Source organism: Niallia sp. FSL R7-0648 (genome assembly GCF_038007005.1).
Lineage (GTDB): Bacteria > Bacillota > Bacilli > Bacillales > Cytobacillaceae > Niallia > Niallia circulans.
In genome coordinates, this window is the sequence record NZ_JBBOWE010000001.1 from 2,197,232 (window position 1) to 2,215,756 (window position 18,525).

Annotated in this window: 18 protein-coding genes and 6 pseudogenes; 1 reads left to right on the top strand and 23 read right to left on the bottom strand. The window is 33.9% G+C overall.

Annotated features, from left to right (window positions below; translation table 11 throughout):
* Positions 1-146 precede the first annotated feature (146 nt).
* From NSQ89_RS10490 to NSQ89_RS10580, 19 genes and pseudogenes are all read right to left on the bottom strand, one after another.
* Positions 147-359: a bacteriocin immunity protein gene (locus NSQ89_RS10490; RefSeq protein WP_047940552.1), complete on the bottom strand. Its 213-nt coding sequence runs from the start codon at positions 357-359 to the stop codon at positions 147-149.
* 435 nt (positions 360-794) lie between these two features.
* Complete coding sequence (locus NSQ89_RS10495; protein WP_095257361.1) at positions 795-1,340, bottom strand: SUKH-4 family immunity protein; 546 nt, start codon at positions 1,338-1,340, stop codon at positions 795-797.
* Positions 1,341-1,423: 83 nt separating this feature from the next.
* Positions 1,424-1,619, bottom strand: a pseudogene (locus tag NSQ89_RS10500) (IS1595-like element ISSpps1 family transposase); the annotation flags it as partial.
* A gap of 456 nt (positions 1,620-2,075) precedes the next feature.
* Positions 2,076-2,516, bottom strand: coding sequence for an SMI1/KNR4 family protein (locus NSQ89_RS10505; protein ID WP_095320923.1), 441 nt, complete (start codon positions 2,514-2,516; stop codon positions 2,076-2,078).
* Between the two features lie 304 nt (positions 2,517-2,820).
* The gene (locus tag NSQ89_RS10510) at positions 2,821-3,360 is read right to left on the bottom strand and encodes a hypothetical protein (protein WP_341132600.1); all 540 of its coding nucleotides are present in this window, start codon (positions 3,358-3,360) and stop codon (positions 2,821-2,823) included.
* 121 nt (positions 3,361-3,481) lie between these two features.
* Complete coding sequence (locus NSQ89_RS10515) at positions 3,482-3,904, bottom strand: toxin-antitoxin system YwqK family antitoxin (RefSeq protein ID WP_341132601.1); 423 nt, start codon at positions 3,902-3,904, stop codon at positions 3,482-3,484.
* 454 nt (positions 3,905-4,358) lie between these two features.
* A pseudogene (locus NSQ89_RS10520) lies at positions 4,359-4,859 on the bottom strand (T6SS immunity protein Tdi1 domain-containing protein); the annotation flags it as partial.
* A gap of 264 nt (positions 4,860-5,123) precedes the next feature.
* Complete coding sequence (locus NSQ89_RS10525) at positions 5,124-5,636, bottom strand: Imm6 family immunity protein (RefSeq protein WP_061796297.1); 513 nt, start codon at positions 5,634-5,636, stop codon at positions 5,124-5,126.
* A gap of 552 nt (positions 5,637-6,188) precedes the next feature.
* The gene (locus NSQ89_RS10530) at positions 6,189-6,653 is read right to left on the bottom strand and encodes a hypothetical protein (RefSeq protein ID WP_095257360.1); all 465 of its coding nucleotides are present in this window, start codon (positions 6,651-6,653) and stop codon (positions 6,189-6,191) included.
* Between the two features lie 723 nt (positions 6,654-7,376).
* Positions 7,377-8,155: pseudogene (locus NSQ89_RS10535) on the bottom strand (recombinase family protein).
* Between the two features lie 429 nt (positions 8,156-8,584).
* Positions 8,585-9,139 carry a T6SS immunity protein Tdi1 domain-containing protein gene (locus NSQ89_RS10540; protein WP_095257191.1) on the bottom strand — a complete coding sequence of 185 codons (555 nt, stop codon included), beginning with the start codon at positions 9,137-9,139 and terminating at the stop codon, positions 8,585-8,587.
* Positions 9,140-9,153: 14 nt separating this feature from the next.
* Positions 9,154-9,666, bottom strand: coding sequence for a polymorphic toxin type 15 domain-containing protein (locus NSQ89_RS10545; protein ID WP_341132602.1), 513 nt, complete (start codon positions 9,664-9,666; stop codon positions 9,154-9,156).
* A 133-nt stretch (positions 9,667-9,799) separates the two neighbouring features.
* Positions 9,800-9,999: pseudogene (locus tag NSQ89_RS10550) on the bottom strand (recombinase family protein); the annotation flags it as partial.
* 644 nt (positions 10,000-10,643) lie between these two features.
* The gene (locus tag NSQ89_RS10555) at positions 10,644-11,123 is read right to left on the bottom strand and encodes an immunity protein YezG family protein (RefSeq protein ID WP_093726036.1); all 480 of its coding nucleotides are present in this window, start codon (positions 11,121-11,123) and stop codon (positions 10,644-10,646) included.
* Between the two features lie 5 nt (positions 11,124-11,128).
* The gene (locus tag NSQ89_RS10560) at positions 11,129-11,335 is read right to left on the bottom strand and encodes a DNA/RNA non-specific endonuclease (protein ID WP_341133157.1); all 207 of its coding nucleotides are present in this window, start codon (positions 11,333-11,335) and stop codon (positions 11,129-11,131) included.
* A gap of 273 nt (positions 11,336-11,608) precedes the next feature.
* Positions 11,609-12,080 (bottom strand): annotated as a pseudogene (locus NSQ89_RS10565) (SMI1/KNR4 family protein).
* Positions 12,077-12,433 carry a hypothetical protein gene (locus tag NSQ89_RS25375; protein ID WP_445668961.1) on the bottom strand — a complete coding sequence of 119 codons (357 nt, stop codon included), beginning with the start codon at positions 12,431-12,433 and terminating at the stop codon, positions 12,077-12,079. The pseudogene NSQ89_RS10565 and the gene NSQ89_RS25375 overlap by 4 nt, the downstream one beginning before the upstream one ends.
* A gap of 264 nt (positions 12,434-12,697) precedes the next feature.
* Positions 12,698-13,930 carry an IS110 family transposase gene (locus NSQ89_RS10575; RefSeq protein WP_341132604.1) on the bottom strand — a complete coding sequence of 411 codons (1,233 nt, stop codon included), beginning with the start codon at positions 13,928-13,930 and terminating at the stop codon, positions 12,698-12,700.
* 133 nt (positions 13,931-14,063) lie between these two features.
* Positions 14,064-14,836 (bottom strand): annotated as a pseudogene (locus NSQ89_RS10580) (recombinase family protein).
* Positions 14,837-15,000: 164 nt separating this feature from the next.
* Here NSQ89_RS10580 and NSQ89_RS10585 point away from each other — a divergent pair.
* On the top strand, positions 15,001-15,201 hold the full coding sequence (locus tag NSQ89_RS10585; RefSeq protein WP_341132605.1) for a helix-turn-helix domain-containing protein: 201 nt from the start codon (positions 15,001-15,003) through the stop codon (positions 15,199-15,201).
* A 304-nt stretch (positions 15,202-15,505) separates the two neighbouring features.
* On the opposite strand, the gene NSQ89_RS10590 is transcribed toward NSQ89_RS10585, so the two are convergent.
* The 4 genes from NSQ89_RS10590 to istA all read right to left on the bottom strand — a co-directional run bounded on the left by NSQ89_RS10590 (position 15,506) and on the right by istA (position 18,461).
* Positions 15,506-15,922 carry an immunity 70 family protein gene (locus tag NSQ89_RS10590; RefSeq protein WP_341132606.1) on the bottom strand — a complete coding sequence of 139 codons (417 nt, stop codon included), beginning with the start codon at positions 15,920-15,922 and terminating at the stop codon, positions 15,506-15,508.
* 13 nt (positions 15,923-15,935) lie between these two features.
* Positions 15,936-16,349, bottom strand: a complete 414-nt coding sequence (locus tag NSQ89_RS10595; RefSeq protein WP_341132607.1) for a hypothetical protein — start codon at positions 16,347-16,349, stop codon at positions 15,936-15,938.
* Positions 16,350-16,413: 64 nt separating this feature from the next.
* Positions 16,414-17,172: an IS21-like element helper ATPase IstB gene (istB, locus tag NSQ89_RS10600; protein WP_061801337.1), complete on the bottom strand. Its 759-nt coding sequence runs from the start codon at positions 17,170-17,172 to the stop codon at positions 16,414-16,416.
* A complete protein-coding gene (istA, locus tag NSQ89_RS10605) occupies positions 17,172-18,461 on the bottom strand; it encodes an IS21 family transposase (protein WP_061801336.1) in 1,290 nt (429 codons plus the stop codon). Before istA ends, istB begins: the two co-directional genes overlap by 1 nt.
* Between the last annotated feature and the right edge of the window lie 64 nt (positions 18,462-18,525).

Genomic DNA, 18,525 nt, shown 5'->3' on the forward strand with positions numbered 1-18,525 from the left:
TCCACCCCTTGCTTGACCTTGTGTAGATACTCGAATATTTCTGATAACTTCATAACATGTTATGCTTTAGGATTACCGTAACGCTAGCCTCTATATTAATCAAATCATTGTATGGGGCTTTGCGATGCAATCAACCCCTTTACCGATTAGTTCTCTTCTTTATATGCTAAGGCAATCTCTACTACTTCCTCTGGAGATAAATCCTCATCATTCCAAAAAATTAAGTCACTCGGAGCAGGATGAGGAACATTTTCTTCCAAAATTTCTATATATTCACTTACCTTTTCATCAGACTGCTTAGGATTACATATTTTTTTTACTAGTTCAACTAACTCATCTTTAGATAACTTTTTACTCATTTTTCTACCATTCCTAAATTACTGCCCTTTCTTTCCAAATTGATAAGCAGTTTTTTAAATATTTTAGTGTATTTTTGATGAAGTAATCATTAAATTATCAAGTTTGAACACTTCTTTACCCTTATCTATAGGCTTTTATGTAAGTATATATGATTTATGTTTACCATCATGTTCTACTATAGGAGCAATAGAAATATTTCCCTCTAACATCCTTGAAATATTACGGTTGTTAGACTCCTTTGTAAGTCTATGATTTTCCACAGTCTTCTAAATCTCTTTTTCTAAAATTATCAAAGAATTAAATTGCTTACCTAACAGTTTTATCTCCTTGGCATTACACTAATTGACTCTTTTTATATAAGTTTGGTGTGGGTTTGAAGACTTCTGTCTAATTTAAAGCTATTACATTTTAAGGATTTTCCTATACGCGAGAGGTTATTCAAATAGATTTTCAAACTCAGTAGACCAAAAGAATCCTGCTTCCATACACTTACTATCAATTTTCTCTAGTTCCCCTTTTAGCCACTCCATTACTACTTTAGGTATATCGTTATCAATATAGGCATCCTCTCCGTTAATCTCTATTGCTTTATCAATCATGGATACATAAGCTAATATACACTCTGCAAACTGATTCAGAGATGAATTAACAAATATCACTTTATAATTATCCCCATTAGTAAGTGACACTATGTTTTCATCCTTCTCCGTTATACAGATTGGATTCCCCGAACCAGTTGACCCTAAAACCCAATATTTTTGAAACTGTTCTGGCATATCAAATACATCGGTAATAGGTTTAAATTGGGACGAAGTAAATTCCAAATACGGCGGTGGAGTCTCCGGTAGACCTCCTATAGACAAAAACCTCTTAACTTCATCCGAAAAATATGTATTCATTAAATCTACTTCTTTAAATTTGTTCAGTGGACCATTCTTAATACAATCCCATTTATTAATAAATTCTTCTGGTGTCATCACCATTCTCTCACCTTCTTGAATCTTTTATAAAGGTATCCAGCCTTCTTGTAATTTCATCATCTCCCCCAGTACCCCCATTCCTTTTCCTCATTATGGATACCACCAGTAGAAGAACCACCACGTTTTCTAGATTTGTGATTTTTAATATTCTTTTGACCTTTTTGACTTTCCCAGAAATAGGTTTCATCCATTTCTACTATTCCTTTAAATAAACCTATATTTTTCTTTAGCACGTGCAGAAAACACTTTATGCCCCCAATAAAAAGCAGTAACATGAGTATACCAACTATCTTAATTATCTCGGGCATCTGCCTACATTCCATTGAATCTGCCATCATTATGAATAATTATTCTGTGTATTCCAAAAGGTACTAGGTTCATTTTATCTGGTGCCAAATCATATCTTCTGGTCTTCTTCCAATTACGGTATCTTAGCCATTCAAATTGTGCCTTGACATTACTTTAACCAGAGAATTTCTGGTACATCTTTAGTTTCTACCACAAGTCCAGCACCCTTGAAAACTACAAAACCAAATTCCATTCCATCTGCAATTGCTTTTTACTTTATCAATTTTCGCTTGTGGATAGTTAAATACTCTCCACCAATAAATGACTTATTCTGTGACCAAATTTTGTTTGCTGAATTTTTCCACTGTAATGCCTAAAATACCAGTTAATTTATTATAAATTAAAGAAGGCGTAAAAACCATTCAAGATATGTTTTATTACCGTTCTTTAATCAGGTAGTAACTCCAAGTAATAATTATCATTTTCTTCCATCTTTCTTAAAAATTCTTCAAGAGAAGTGGCAATTTGAACGTCATAATAATAAACTGGATTTCTATTATTATCATTCAATTCGATGGACATTAATGCCGATTCACTGCCTTCAAAAAATATTAGTTTATTATTCTCAAATTCTTCATAGATTTCTATGTCGGGATAAAACTCAAAATCATTAACTCTTAATCGAAAATCTCTTACAGAATAAGGACCCATAATTCGATTAATATTAAATTCTGAACCTTTAATAAAACCGTAGCCCACCTCTCTATAAAAATGAACTAACTCATTAGGGAATTTTAAATTAAGTGCCTTCTCAGCCTCTTTTATTTTGTTTTCAGCCACTGGATAAAAACTATTTTCTTGGTTTGTCTTAATAAATTCATAGCTCATTATTTTTTACCTCCTATACATAGGGTATTTGCTTTTGGGCTTTTCATGTATACCAGCTTGATGCGCATTTAGGAATATTAATTGTGTTAGTACAATCATTTAGCTAACTCTTCTTTTGTATTTCATCTGCAAATTCAATGCCTAGCTTTTGTTTACAACCCTTCTTTATAACTATATCTAATTAATACTTTAGAATAGAATCTTCTGTGTTTTTTAAAAGTATCTTGAAAATTGTTAGTAAGTATTTATTTGTCCTCCCTATCACTATCAATGTCCAGAAGTGATAAATTTTATCTATTACCTATCATCTTCTGAGGTTTATTTTTCCTTTACTCTCTTTCTCATTAAAAAGTTTGTCTATGTAATTAATATTATCAAAAATCCAGTATCTATCCTCTTCAGGAATATAACTAGTAAAATCATCACGAATCCCTGTCCAATTATTAGGAACATAATTTTCAAAAGGTAATAGCTCAGGATAAAGGGAGAGAAGCTTTTTTTGATTAAAGTCTATAAATAATGATGGCCTCAATTCTAGAATAGTACTTCCATAATCTTGATGATCAACTAACTTTTTTAATTCTGAAGACGGTACGATATAATCAGTATATTCTTGTAAATAGAGACGATAATTCTTTTCATTTACAACTGAAATGTTATTTCTTAGAGAAAGAGCAAAGTCCATATCAAAACTAAATCCATTTCTTTCATATAATTTTTTATATTTTACTATATCTAGTATCCAAACATCTCTTTCTGTTAGATACCATGAGAATGGAGAAGAAGTTTTTACCCCGACTATTATATTTTGGGCATACTCCGGTTTTAATAACAACGAAAACACCACTTTTTCATTCTATTTTTGCATAATGTTTATATTCTAAATTGAAACAAATCTATTATTCAATGATTTCTTACCTACCTAAGTTACGATTTATTTCTCTTCTTGTTAATAAAATAGCATATTACGCATTTTCTTTATCTTGTTGTAATTCCTTTTCCATTATAAGTTTTCCATCGGCGTCCCATTCTTTATAGTTCAATTCAATTGATAACTCGACTTCACTTGTCGATTTAACATTTCCATTTTCATGCCAACAAATACTTTTTCCATTAACTAGTCCATATTTAAAGTACTCTTCACATTTTATTTTTCCACTTTCATAAAATTCGCGATTTAAACCATGAGCTAATCCATCTTTATAGAAACAAAAATAAATTAGATTCCCATTTTCGTACAGTTCGAATGCTAATCCGGTAAATGGCTTTCCACCTTCATCTTCAGGGTTATCAAGAATCTCGTCACTATATGAAGTAAACCATAAATCATCAAAGTTTACACCGTTTTTCAAGACAAAATCCTTTGTATATTTACTATCATTTTCCATAATTAAGCACCTCTAGTATATATTAAGATCAGGCTATGATGTATGCATAGTGTGGATATCTTATCTTTTGCTTTTTGTACCCTTTTGGCATGAAATTATTGATCTTCCTTGCACGGATTAAATATACCATAAATTCTTCCAGCTTCGCATCAGACCTCGCCAATAATGACTCGTTAAAAGTAGAAACTTCAGTTTGAGATCCGTTGTTCTTAATCTAATTAATAATGTTCCTCCTATTTTATAAAATTGCTAACAACTGTTAGTCTACTGATGTGTACTGTTACAAAAGGGAGCCCGTATCTTTAGTTAGTATTACAACCGTACTCCATAATGGTATTGCCATCATGGGGTCTCTATTTCAAGCAGTATTATTCATTCGCTTAACTAAGCATATTACATACAAACAAGCACTTGATACCTTAAATGTGATCAAGTGCTTATCTTGAGATTGGTTCTATTTAATCGGTCCCATAAATTCTGTAATAATAAGAATGTGTTCTCTTATTTTTACCTTTTTTAGATTTTCTACTTTTTCAGATCCACCTAGACCTAGTAAAGGAGTGTATCCAAAACATTCGTCATAATCAGGTCTACCATACTTACTATAAGCTTTAGGGTATGGTTCCCACCGTAATTCATCATTTATGAAGTCATTATCCTTTAAATCATCAAAAAAGAAATTAAAGCCAGATGAAACAATGTGCACGAGTCCTTTCCTAAAGTTCAACAAGTTAACATATTTATTTTTTTCCCACACTATAATATCACCCATCGAGGTCGTAAAAATTGGAATTGCTTGTTCGTACCTTCTATAACATCTTTCTAAAATATCCAAATACTCATCTGGATTAATTAATTTTAAAAAACCGTTTAATAATGTTCCAAAACCATATTTATACCATACTTCTATCAGTTCTCCCGGAAGTTTATCTTTATATTTTAAGATAATCCTTTGATCAACAGTATGATGTTATAAAAAATTCTCAAAGGTATCCAATTAAAATGCTCCCTTAATTTAATTTGTCAACTTTACATTCAAATAAGTATTCTTTGGTGACTTCTTGACATATTATTTTCCACTATTTTTTATGTCGTTACGCCATAGGATGTTCTCTTACTTGATTCCATCGATTCAAGAACGATTACTGGATCGTGTATAATCGCATCGACCGTTTCTGTAGCACTTTTCAAGAAAGTTCATATAATAATAGAGTCATAGTTAATTGTATAGTTGTAATTCCTTTAAAATTTCTGTCCGCCAATCATTCGCAATATTCCCATTCTTATAATTATCCAATAAAAAATTTATTCTTTGAATATAACTATCTGCATTCTCTACACATTTTCCAAAACAATCCATAAAATGGTCTACTAATGTATCATCAACTAAAGCTATTGGTTCTGGATAATATTTGACACCTTCTCTTTCAAATGCTTTTCTACTAATATAAGCAACTGCATCAATAACACAATTCCAAGCTATGACGTCTGTTTCATTATCTGACATTTCTTGAATTATTGTTATACCATTTTCCTCATTATCTAATAATTCATAAAGAATAACCCCTATATTTTCTTTCCCTTTTAGCCATTCCCAACATTTATATATAACTTCTTGGGCTAACATTTGATCTTCCTTGCGAGAAAATACCGACAAAACTTTTTCTGAGAGTCCAAGGAAAAATATTACTTTACCATCTTCTGTTAAACTACTAAAGTTAGCATTTTCCATAATTAACCTCCCACTAATCATTAATCTCCATTTTTAATCATTAAATTAAGCCTACTAGTTATTTTTATGCTTTCACCCATTTCTGATGTTACTTCGATTTTATCTTAACGTATTTTAACCTCTCATTACATAAATGTTAATTTTCGTAATGCTTTTTAAACGAATAGCGAGTACTATACGACCATCTCTAGTAATAATACAACTTATAATTAATAAGCTAAGCTAAATTAATAACAGAACACACTTTCACGTTACCCTATTGTTTATCGCCACGAGCTTTGTCATTGTCTTTAGTTTGCGGGTTTTGCAGTATCATAAGTCCCCCACACCATGTAAAATGTCAAATCATCCAATTTTCGTACTTTTTTATCAATCCTATATAAAATAAAACTCCATGATGTGCAGTACCTTCATGAAGTCTCTATTTTTCAAACATATCATTGCTCTTTTTGTCCAACTCAAATATCTTAATTGTATTTTAATTCACTTGCTTTATGTACACGTAAACCCCTTTCGTATAACTAATTTAGGCATTAGAGTACTCTAAACACGTTATCTTTCCTCTTTACACAAATAATTGTAATGACCAAATTCAGGAAATACATCCCAGTTTCTTTCAAGGATATCGCTAGTTTCGCGCTCCTCGACTGAACCGGTCTTTAAATCTCTCTTTTCCATTGCTATAAAGCCATCTTCTCGGAAGCCCAAGATCAAGGTGCTTACTTCCATGTCAGTTTCATCATCATATTCCCAATACATGGCTGTTCTTAAAAAAATCTTACCATCACTCATAACTTCAAAATCATAATTTAAATATTTACGAATCAGGTCATCATAAAACCCCAACGAAACCCATTCATTTGTAACATTTACAATATACTTAGGTTTCTCATCCTCTAATAATACCGCCGTATATGGTTCTTGTTTTTGATGGTATGTATATGCAGTACGGACATCAAGTATGTTCCAAGGCTTTTTTTTGATGTCCGACCATTCGTCACAATAATAAATTTTCATAGTCAATTATACACCTTCCCCTTAATATCCCTAATAATAATCCTGCTTTTTGTTGTCTCATCAAGAATTGTTTGCTGAATTGGTTTATTTTGTACAGGTATTTCTAATATTAATTCACTTTAAGTCGCCCTTCTTTGAAAGCGTTAGAATTAAAAGTCCCATTTGTTATTTTAGAACCCGAAGAATGTTTTTTGTGATTTCATTTAAGTAACTCTTAGCTGTTTTTTTCTTGCACTTCACTAAGTTGAGTAAATTTTCTCGATACTATTTCCTTGTTGGGTGCATTCGAGTCAACTACTTACTTTTTACCCCTACTTCTTTTGCTTCCAACTCTACCTCATCATTATAAGGGAAACGAGGACGATTTTCCTTATTAAAATTATTACCTGCTTCCCAACGCTCTTTAAGTAAATCTGGTACAGATTTCTTTTTAGGAGTAACATCACCCGTACCCTTAGGAATATCTAAATTAGTACTTAATAAAAGAATGGGAGCAATTAATAATCACTGCCACATGGTGCTGTTTATGTAAGTCTACACCCACATAAATGTGTTTCTGTTTTTCATGCATGGTTCATCCTCCTATTCAGTTGTCAATGATTGAATAAAAATGCCGGCAACCTTAGTTCGAGCGTTCACCTATCGTGCGCATTGGTACGAAAGCCTATCCATTTTCACCTTTACATAGGAATATATAAGAAAATGAGTCTCTTAAGTAACCATTTAAATTATTGCTTCATGTTTACCATTTGCTTGTATTTGTCCGTATATATATCCCTTTATAAAAAACTTTCTCAGTCTAATATTCGCTTCACTTGTTCTTTCGTAAATGCTTTCCCCTGGGTTGTTTGATACCCTTCTTCATTCAAAGCTTCTGTCAACCTAGACAGTGACCATTTTCTGTGTAAGTTTTTCAATTCAAATAACCGTTTCACTACTTCTGCATGCCCATTGCGTATTTTTTTTAGTTCCTTTTCCCCCTTTTGTTTGGTATAGCCAAATGTCGCCCTTCCTCCTGCATATCCACCTTCCTTCGCTTTCTTGTTTCTTCCTTTTGTTAGCTTTAGCGCTATCTCAAGCCGTTGATATTGGTCTAATAACTCCATTAAGCCATTTACCAAAAAGTCATTGGGGTCTTTCTTATGGATACTGTACATAGGTTGTTCAATGCTTTTAATGTCACAGTCATATTTCTTCAGCTCTCGTTGTATGAGTACCTTCACTATATCCGACCTCCATAATCGGCTTGTGTTCAGTACTACCACATAATCAACTTGGACAAACGAAAGGTGAGCCAACATCTCCTGTAAGCCCACCCTGTCTATTTCAAATGCTTCGTCATTCAATTTGGCGCCGCTAATTCCTTCCTCTCTAAAAATATAGATCAAGTTCCAGCCTTGTTCTTTACAATACCCTTTAATTTCATCTTCTTGATATTTCAAGCTGTATCCATCTTTTGCTTGCCCTTGTGTCGAGACTCGTATATACCCAACAACGTTCAACTTCTCACCCTCTCGTTACGAAAATTTAAATTTAGGTAACGCTTTTTAGCGACTAGCGAGTATTTATAGGTTCTTCTCTAATAAAAACTCAACCCACAATTTATTAAACCAACGCAGCTTATGGACTCCCCTTCACGTTTCCAATTGTTTATCGCCACGAGCTTTGTCATTGTCGTTAGTTTGTGGGTTTTGCAGTATCATTAAGTCTTCCTGCCACTTAAAATGTCATCTCGCCTGTTTATCATACTTCTCACAAAATCCAAATATAAAATCAATACTCCATGATGATACTATCTTCATGATCTATGAATTTCAGTAAAGCAATATCCAATATCGTCCATAGTTAAAATTTATAAAAAAACAAAAACACCTGATTCCTAATAAGGCAATCAAGTGCTTATGGTAAATTCTATAACATACTCCCGAATATTACTGAACTGGTCCCATAAATTCAGTAATAATAAGAATATGTTCCTTCAGTTTGACTTTTTTTAGATTCTCTACTTTTTCTGCTCCACCTAAACCTAGTAAAGGTGTATAGCCAAAGCATTCATCATACTCTGGTTCTTTATATTTTTCTATTGCTTCTGGATAAGGAAGCCAATCTAATGCCTTCTGTCTAAACGTCTCTTCCTCTAAAAATCTAAGAAACAAGGAATATTTTGAAGCTACCACTTTTGTTTTACCTTTTCGATAGTTAATCATTACAAGATAGGACTCTTGGTTTTCATCCTTTTCAAAAAGTATAACATCACCCATGGATGTACTGAAAATAGGTATTGTTCCTTTGCTTCTTAAATAAGAGTCATTTACTAAAGAGCTAAATTCATCCGGGTTAATTATTTTTAAATACCCATTCATAAATGTACCATACCCATATGTTTTCCATGCTTCAATCAAAGCTTCTGGAAGTATATTTTTATATTTATTAATTGTACACTCCTTTACTTCACTTACTTTCTTAAAATCTTTGAATAAGCTCAAATTACAAACCTCCTCTAATGTGTAAGCTTAACATTTAAATAGGTACTCTTTCGCTGCTCAGGTGTCATTAATTTAGCTAGTTCCCCTATTTGTTCATCCACAATATCGATTCTATATTTCCACTGTGATCCAATTGATGAGTTTATTCTTTTATCTCCCATACCACCAATATTTAGCGGATTACCTCCAGCTATTTGGTCTGGATTGTGAAGTGCTGCTTGCGTTTTCAACCAACTATTTGCTTTTATCTCAGCTTCTTCCCAAGACATACCACTTTCAAATAATTCTTCTATTTTTTTATTTAAAGCTTTTTCTCGAGTCGCTTGTTGTGCAGCGTTACCTTCAATTGCACGCCCTTGTTCAATATACTTCTCACGATTTTTTAAATACTCATCAACTGTTAGTTCATTCATACCTTTTTCTTGGTCTTTCAATTGTCTATTTTTACTTTTTTCTCCTTTTAACAGCTTAAGGTATTTCGCTTGGCCGACATATGGGAGGAAGGAAGTGGCTGCACTTCCCGACATACATGATTCCTTCTTTTTCGGCGGTGTCTGTTATAGACTGCGCCATCAATTCAAGGACGATTGTAGGATCGTTTTATAACTACATTTCGAATGCTTTCCAGCTGCTGTTATTATATCTGCTTCGCTCTCTTTCTTCCTGTAAGCCCACCCTGTCTATTTCAAATGCTTCGTCATTCAATTTGGCGCCGCTAATTCCTTCCTCTCTAAAAATATAATCAAGTTCAGGCCTTGTTCTTTACAAAACGCTTAATTTTCATCTTCTTGATATCTCAAGCTATATCCATCTCTTGCCTTACCTTGAGTTGAGACTCGTATATACCCAACAATGTTCAACTTTTCACCCTCCCGTTACATAAATTATAATTTGTGTAACGCTTTTTAACGAATAGCGAGTATTATACGACCCTCTCTAGTAAAAATACAACCCAATTTTTGTCTGCCTGATGCTAAACTAGTAACCTTCTTACGTAACCTACCTTTTATCGCCAAGAGCTTTGTCATTCTCGTTAGTTTTTTAGCCATTCCCTGTAATAACTACCCCTACCATATAAAATGTCATCTCGCCTAATTATCGTACTTTTCTTACTATCCAAGTATTAAAACGATACTCCTTGATGGTACAACCATCATGAGCTTTCGATTTTCATGTAAATCATTTTCTTTTTGTCTCACTCAAAAATTCTCACTTTCTTTTTATTCACTAGATTTATGTATCTGTATCGTTACCCCTTTATCATTACGAGTTTTGTCATTACCATTAGTTTGTGTGTTTTGCAGTATCATAAGTCCTCTTGGAATGTAAAATGTCATCTCGTCTGGTTATCGTGCTTCTCGCAAAATCCAAATATTAAATCAATACTCCATTATGGTACTACCTTCATGAGCTTTGAATTTCAAACTGGTCTCATTCATGTTGTTCTTACTTCACCAAAAACAAAAGCACCTGTCGCCTAAAAGGCAACCAAGTGCTTTATAGTTTACTTTTCTTCAAATTCCTTCATTCTCTCTAATAAATCAAAATCTAGCTGTTCTTTGTTTTGACTTATATATTTATATTCAAAATACTTAATTCTATCTGTTGGACCAAATTCACTTTCATGCCAATTTGTATAATCAAAATGTACGTTTAATTTACCTGTATCATTTAATATTAATGTCACTGAAAACCAAGGTTCTTGGTCATTATCAGTAAAAACTTTTTGGAGTTCAACAGTAAGTTGAAATAATTTATGTAGTTCTTTATTATAAGCCCTCTTATCTACACTATATAATTTTGGAATATAATGTGAAAAAATGTGTTGTTCCTCACCTTTTGGCGTAAAAAAGAAGAAAACTCCTCCTTCTCCTTCCTTAACTTCACCATTAAAATAGAAATTATCCCATTCAGTTGGAATCATATCATTAACCTGTTGTGCAATTTCTTTATATAACTCGTTTAATTCTGTTTCAAAACTCATCAATATCAACCTCCTGATTTATTTGCAATCTCGTGGATCACTGGAAATTGGCCTTCAATTTCATATTCGACCATAAAGGAATCTGGTCGCATTGAATTATTAGAATAGATCGGTTCAATACTAACAGAGACTTTCTTGGGTGGTACCTCTTTCAATGCATTGGCCCATTCAGTCTCCATTTCGTACCAAACTCCATCCTTCCTATAAATTATTCCAAAGACAGTAAAAGAACGCCCTTTAGCGTTACCACTTGTTTATCGCCACTAGCTTTGTCAATCTCGTTAGTTTGTAATCCATTCCATATCATAACTTTCCCAGCCATATAAAATATCATCTCGCCTATACTTGTACTTATTTTTCTATTCTATCATTGCATGGAGTACTTACTTTTTAACAGCTTATTCATTCTTTTTCTTATATGTTTTTAACTTAAATACCACATATTAAATCTTGTTATATTACTTACAAAGTCATTATACCAAGTTTTATTGTAGTACCTCTAAAAACTCAGTAAAGTTATCTACTATTTTATAAAACACTGGTTCAAACTCTCCCGACTCTTCATGAGACCATACACACACCGATGGATTCTCTTTATTTTCTCTAAAATCCAAGCATACAAAATCCCCTGCAAATATACTAGCTATTGGTAATACCTCCGCACCTAATAAATCTTCAATTATCAGTTAATCTTTCCTTTATCTGTGAAAATACAACATCAATATCATAGATTCCTTTAGGATTATTTTCAATGTCATCCAGCATACATAAAAACCTTTCTATCGCATAACTACGATTATCACATACAAATGTAGCTCCTTCAACTTCTGCACCATTATACACTTTAATAAAATCCAAAAATGAACCTGGTAGTTTTAATCTCCAAAAATTTTCATGTTTTTTTATTAACTCTTCTGAAGGTAATGGCTTTACAATAGTATCCTGTATTATTTTCATGTTTTTACCTCTTTCTTTAGTTTACTATCTAGGAACATCGGCCTACATTCCAGCCGACCTTCCACCATTGTGAATCGTAATATTGTGTATTCCAAATGGAACCAACTCCATTTTACCCGGTACTTCAGTTTGATGCCATGCCATGTCATACCTTCCAGTCGTCCACCTATTGCATTATCGAGCCATTTAAATTGCTCTTCGTCTGACAATAACCATAGCCTTTCTTGAAGTTCCTTTGTCTCTAAAACATGCCCAGCACTCTTAAAATCAACAAATCCGTATCTCATTCCATCAGCTTTAATAATCTTCACATCAGGAACCAAACCATCTGCAACTGCTTTTTCCTTAATCATTCTTTTTTGACGAGCCGTTAAATTAGCTCCACCGTGAAGTGACTTATTCCATGATCACGTTTTATTTGATATAATTTTTTTAATGTACAACTTTACATAATCATCAATAACATCATCAAATTTCTTAGTCCCATTTATAAATTTATCTATATTATTTAAATTAGCCTCATTGACTATCTTACTAGTATTACCCGTACCCTTAGGAATATCTAAAAATTTACTTTATGAAAGGATGGCAGTTTATTCAACCACCACCCAAATTGATTAACTTACTTTCGTTTCAGGCATTTCAGGCATGATATAAGCCGTTTTATTTTTCATCATACCATAGATTATTCTGACTAATTTTCTCATAATGCAAAGCAGGGCTTGTGACTTAGATTTTCCTTCATTCAGCTTTTGGTTATAGTAAGCATAAAACACAGGGTTACGAGGTATTTTACTTCCTTTACAGACTTGTACTTGTTGCACAGCTAGATTGTAGAAGATGTCATATAACTTTCGGTTACCTTGCTTGGTTTTCTTCATCGTTTCCTTACCACCCGAACCCATTTTGATAGGGGCAATTCCTGCATATCTTGCGAGTTTGTCAGAGTTAGCGAACCGATGAATGTCACTAATTTCTGCAATTAAAGCGGATGAAGTAACTACATCAATTCCTGGCATGGTTTCAAGTTTCATACCTAATGTCTGAATAGTTACCTTTAACTCTTTATCCACCTTCTTGATTTCCTGTTTTTTAAAGCGAATATCTCTGACCATGCTTTGGATGATAAAATCTCTTGATGTCTGATAGTCTCCCTTTACTTCTCCATCAGATTGAACAAGTGATAGTATCTGCTCTGCTTTTCTAGTTGAACATGCATTGCTACTCGCTTCTAATAGAAATGTCCGTAATTCATCTACCGTTTTCCCCTCCAAATGAGATGGAGAAGGATAGCTTTCCCAAAAGGCTAAAGCTGTTTTTCCATCTACTTCTGAAAAGAAATCCTTATAGCTTGGGTAATGATAGTTTAATTGAATGTGGAGTTGATTTTTTAATGCTGTTTGTGCTTTTATTATAGCGTTTCTTCTGCCTACAAGTTGACCGATTACCCAATGAATGTCAGATGGTGAAGCGTCAGGTAAATGAGGTAGCTGTCGGATTAAAACAATTGCTACACATTGAGCGTCCCAACTATCATTCTTTTGGGTCATCGCATAGCTGTTACGTTCGGAGTTGGATAGAGAGGAATTAACAAATTTCACGAGATATCCTTGTTCTATCAGATATAACGCTACATCCATGCCATAGCCGCCCACATCTTCTAATCCAAATACAGGGGTCAAGCCTTCTGTAAGATACCTATTCACATATTCTAGTAAACTTGGAAAAATGGATGGTTTATTTTGAAAGGTCATTTCTCCTAGCTTTTCAAACCAACAATCCACTATCACGGCTGTATGTTGGAACTTGTGTAAATCTAGTCCTATATAAATATACTTATCTCGTTTCATCAGAAAACCTCACCCCTATATTCGATTGAACGGATTAAGCGAGACAGAGAATGTCGGCAACCTTAGGTCAAGCGTTAGTCTCTTAGAGACTCGCAAGGGTACGAAAGCCTATCCATTCTCTATCTGTTAACCGTTATAATATGGCTTGATGTTTGCCATTTGCCGTTATTTCACCATAGCCGTATATGCCACTATAAAAGGCTTTTCTAAAATCAGTTTGATCTGGACTTTCGTAAACAATTTTCCTTGTTTTGTTCGATGTCTTTCTTCATTCAGTTGATCCGCTAGTTGAGTTAAAGACCATGAAGGATACTGTTCCTTTAAGTCAAACACTCTTTGTACGGTCTGTGCCTGTCTGTCATCTATGACAAGACTTTTCTGACCTTTTTTCACTTTGTAGCCTAAAGCGACATTTCCTCCTGCATAGCCGCTCTGTTGGGCTTTCTTATTTCGCCCTCTCCCTAGTTTTAATGCGATTTCTAATCGCTGATATTGGTCTAATAACTCCATTAAACCATTGATTAAAAAGTCGCTAGGGTCTTTCTTATGGATAATGTATTGCGGTTGTTCAATACTCCGAATGTCCACTCCATACTTTTTCAATTCTCGATGAACTAACACTTTCACAATGTCTGACCGCCATAAACGGCTTGTATTAAGTGTTACAACATAATCCACCTCATTGTGGGAGAGATACTCCAACATCTCCTGAAAGCCTATTCTATCCACTTCTAACACTTCTTCATCTACTTTAGCACCACTGATACCCTCGTCCTTAAACAAGCGTAAAAGCGTGTATCCTTGAGACTGACAATATGCCTTGATTTCATCTTCCTGGTAAGCAAGGCTGTAACCATCCCTTGCTTGTCCTTGTATAGATACTCGAATATATCCGATAACATTCATGATATCTTCCCCCTCCGTTACGCTAATCTGGATTAACGTAACGCTTAGCCGCTATATTTAATATAAATTCATTGTATGCGGCTTTAGCGATACAATCAACCCCTTTACCGATACAAATTTATTGTGTATCGTAAAAGTAACATGAAAAGAGGAAGGAAATTACCATGACAATATCCATCAAACTTAAAGAAATCCTTAAAGAACGTGACCTTTCACAGCGTGAATTGGCACGAATGACAGGTCTGCGACCAAATACAATCAGCCATCTTTGTTCAAACAATGTGGACAGAGTGTATCTATCAACATTAGAAACGGTTTGCAAAGTGTTAGACATCGACATTCAGGAGTTAATCGAGGTGGAGTAGTCCTCTTGTACTAGTAATCGTTCTATGTACGTAAAAGTTTCGAAAAAATTTAAAAGACAGGCAGAAAGCGAAGGTATGGCTTTGAAGATTAGAAATGGTGGTAACTGATGATATTATGGTTATTTTCTTAATAAAATAAAGAGTAGATAGGGCATCGTTTTAAAGATATTGTACGTACTAAAGAATTGGTTAAAACATCGTATAGTGCTTACAAGGTTTAAGTCTATTATCTGAATAAAAATTGTTTTATTCGTCACTCCGTATCGTAAAAAACCATGGGATAGTGTCCCATGGTTAAGAAAAATTATAGTTTGTGAATTTTTAAATCACATTTATCTTCTTCTGCTACATCAATTGCTGTACGTAGTACTTCAAAAAATGTTTTCGCATCAGTTGTTGCAAAATAATTCGCTAGACTAGTTACTTTTGGACTTATTTTATCCCCCCACGGTGGTTTTTGTGATAAGTCATCAATATCCCATATAACTTGTTCCGGCGAGAATTTTGATAATTCCTGTTCAATTTCAATTAAATTAGCTTTTACAACAGAAACATCATTCCAGTTTAGTTTGTCATTATACAACTCATTCATCATTAAAGGATATTTTGTACCCCATCCTTCTTTTTCTAAATGATAGGAGATTGTTGAAAAAAATGAATGTACAAAATCGCTATGACCTAATTCGTAATAAAAACAATCTACTAATATTCCTACCGCCATCTAACTTTCACCTCTAATCCATTTTAAAAATTATTTCTGCTACATCATTTGTTCTTTCATTTATTTTTTGTTTAATGTCTCTTAAAACATCCCTTGAGACATTTTGACCCCTAACATCAATAATAACAGATTGTTTTGTTTGTTCAGGTAAATCACTTATCCGCTTATTTATTTGCTTTGACACATTTCTTATTAAGTTACTTCTACCAGAAGATGTAGTCACTTTATAATTCTTAACTTCTATGCTATGACCATCGATATAGAAATCTGGTCTTGAACTATTTTTAGTGCCATGACTTACTTCATTACCTTCCTTATATGATACTTGGTCACGATATCCTGGATATTCTTTTCCTACATCAATTTCAGACTGTCTCCAAGATGGTCTAGTTTTATCTATACCCTTAACAGTCTCCTTCCCTTCCACTTTCCTCAAAGTATAAATGTCAACACAAATATGTACATTTTCGCTCGTTTAAGGATGTACAAAATCACTCGTTTTCTTGCACTAAATGATCCTTTAAACGATAGGAATTTCCCACCATTGTCACAACCTTCGCATGGTGTAAGATGCGATCTAAGATGGCATTTGCCAGCTTAGGCTCCTGAAATACTTCATCCCATGCCTTAAAGTTTACGTTCGTTGTTAAGATCGTACTGCGCTTTTCATATCGCATGTCAATCAGTTGGAAAAATAATTTCGCATCTTCTTGATCAATTGGCAAATAACCAATCTCATCAATGATTAATAGTTTATATTTTGTATAATGTTTTAGACGAGTTTCTAAGCGGTTCTCCAATCGTGCTCGTCTTAAATTCTGAATTAAATCATGGCATTTAATGAAATAGGTACTTGTTCTTTTCTTTGCTGCCGCAATCCCTATGGCGGTGGCCAAGTGTGTTTTGCCAACACCACTTGGTCCTAAGAAAACAATATTCTCGTTCTCTTCAATAAAGCGAAAGGTTAGAAAATCTTGAATCTGTTGCTGATTGACTGAGGTTTGGAAAGTGAAATCAAAATCTTTTATTTCTTTCATATGTGGAAATGCAGCCACCTTTACCATCGACTGCGTCATATTTTGTTCTCGCACATCAATTTCATAGTTGGTTAACTTGATTAACGTATCAATAAATGACAGCTGGTTCTGGACTCCGAAATCAATTACTTCATTTAAATGTAGAGTCATTTGCTTCAGCTTTAGATACTCTAGGTTTCTTAATAATTGTTGATAATTAGTGGATAGATTCATTATTTATACACTTCTCCAATCGTTGCTAGATTTTTCTTTGCCAAATCATCGATTTCCGGATAGTTATAGTAAGGGGCTGAAACAGCCAAACCTGCTTTATAATGTGCTTCCTGATAATTTAGCTTCGCTTTGCTGATTGGATGCTGTGCAATAAGTTTCATGTTATAATAAATCCATAAGTTGTTATCATACACTTGTAAACCTACTTTCTTTCCTTGATATTCTGGTGGTACGGAATACTGGTTTGATTTGTAGGAGATCATGTTGGATGCATTGACTTTTACTTGTGTGTGCTTAATGCGATAGGAATCTCTTACTTTATCAGTTGGTAGCTGGAGTAAGTGGTTCCTTTCTTTTTTATATTCAATCATTGGTATTCTTCCTGTCCCTTGGTGAATCTGGTGATTCACTCTGTTGGCTAACTCTTGTATAAATTGATGCAGTTCCTCTAAAGAGAATTGTCCTTGATAGGCATGAATTTCGTCTAACAATTTCATTGTCGTTTCGACTTTTCCCTTTGTCCTTGGTCTGCCAGCGATACAGGCTTTCACTTTAAAGCCAAAGTCTTTTGCGAATTGCTCAAACTTTGCATTCACTTTACCCGGATAATGTTCCGTTCTTGCTTCATCCATCACTGTTTTCATATTATCCGTAAGGAGTTCCTCAGGAACACCGCCAAACGTTTCAAAAGCTTCTGTTAGAAAGGAAAACAGCGTACTTTGTGACTTGGAAATACTCAAGTGGAATACTCGCAATCTTGAAGTAGATAGAATAAGCGCAGCTACATTGATCTCGACCTGCTCGCCATCTTTTGTTTCATATTGAATATTTTCCTTCCAATCTAATTGAGCTTGTTTACCTGGCGGAGTTTCATAGCGAACCGTCCCCTTCGGAGAAGCAATACGTTTGTCCTCCACAAAGTAAGCATTAAATTCAGGTATTCGAGCGATATAGGCTCGAAAGGTCGAAGCACCACAGTCTAAACCGTGATTATCCTTTAAGTACTGCCAAAGCACCCGCCGATAATAAAACACCTGTTTAGAATCCTCAGATAAAAGAGCAGCGATCACTTCATAATATTCATCAATTTTTGAGGACTTTTTTCTTGTCCTCTTGGGGACAAAACCATTTAGATATTTCTCAACTGTTCGTCGATCTACTCCAAGTTCTTCAGCCAATTTACTCTTATTAATTTTCATTTTCATATGCTCCATTATTTGTTTGAATTTTGGTAAGTCTGAAAGACTATTAATCTCAAAATTAACATCGACATTTAATGATATATACATGACTAGTCACCTCAAGACTAGTATGTAAAATGAAAGCAAATTTGTACATATTTATCCAAGCATT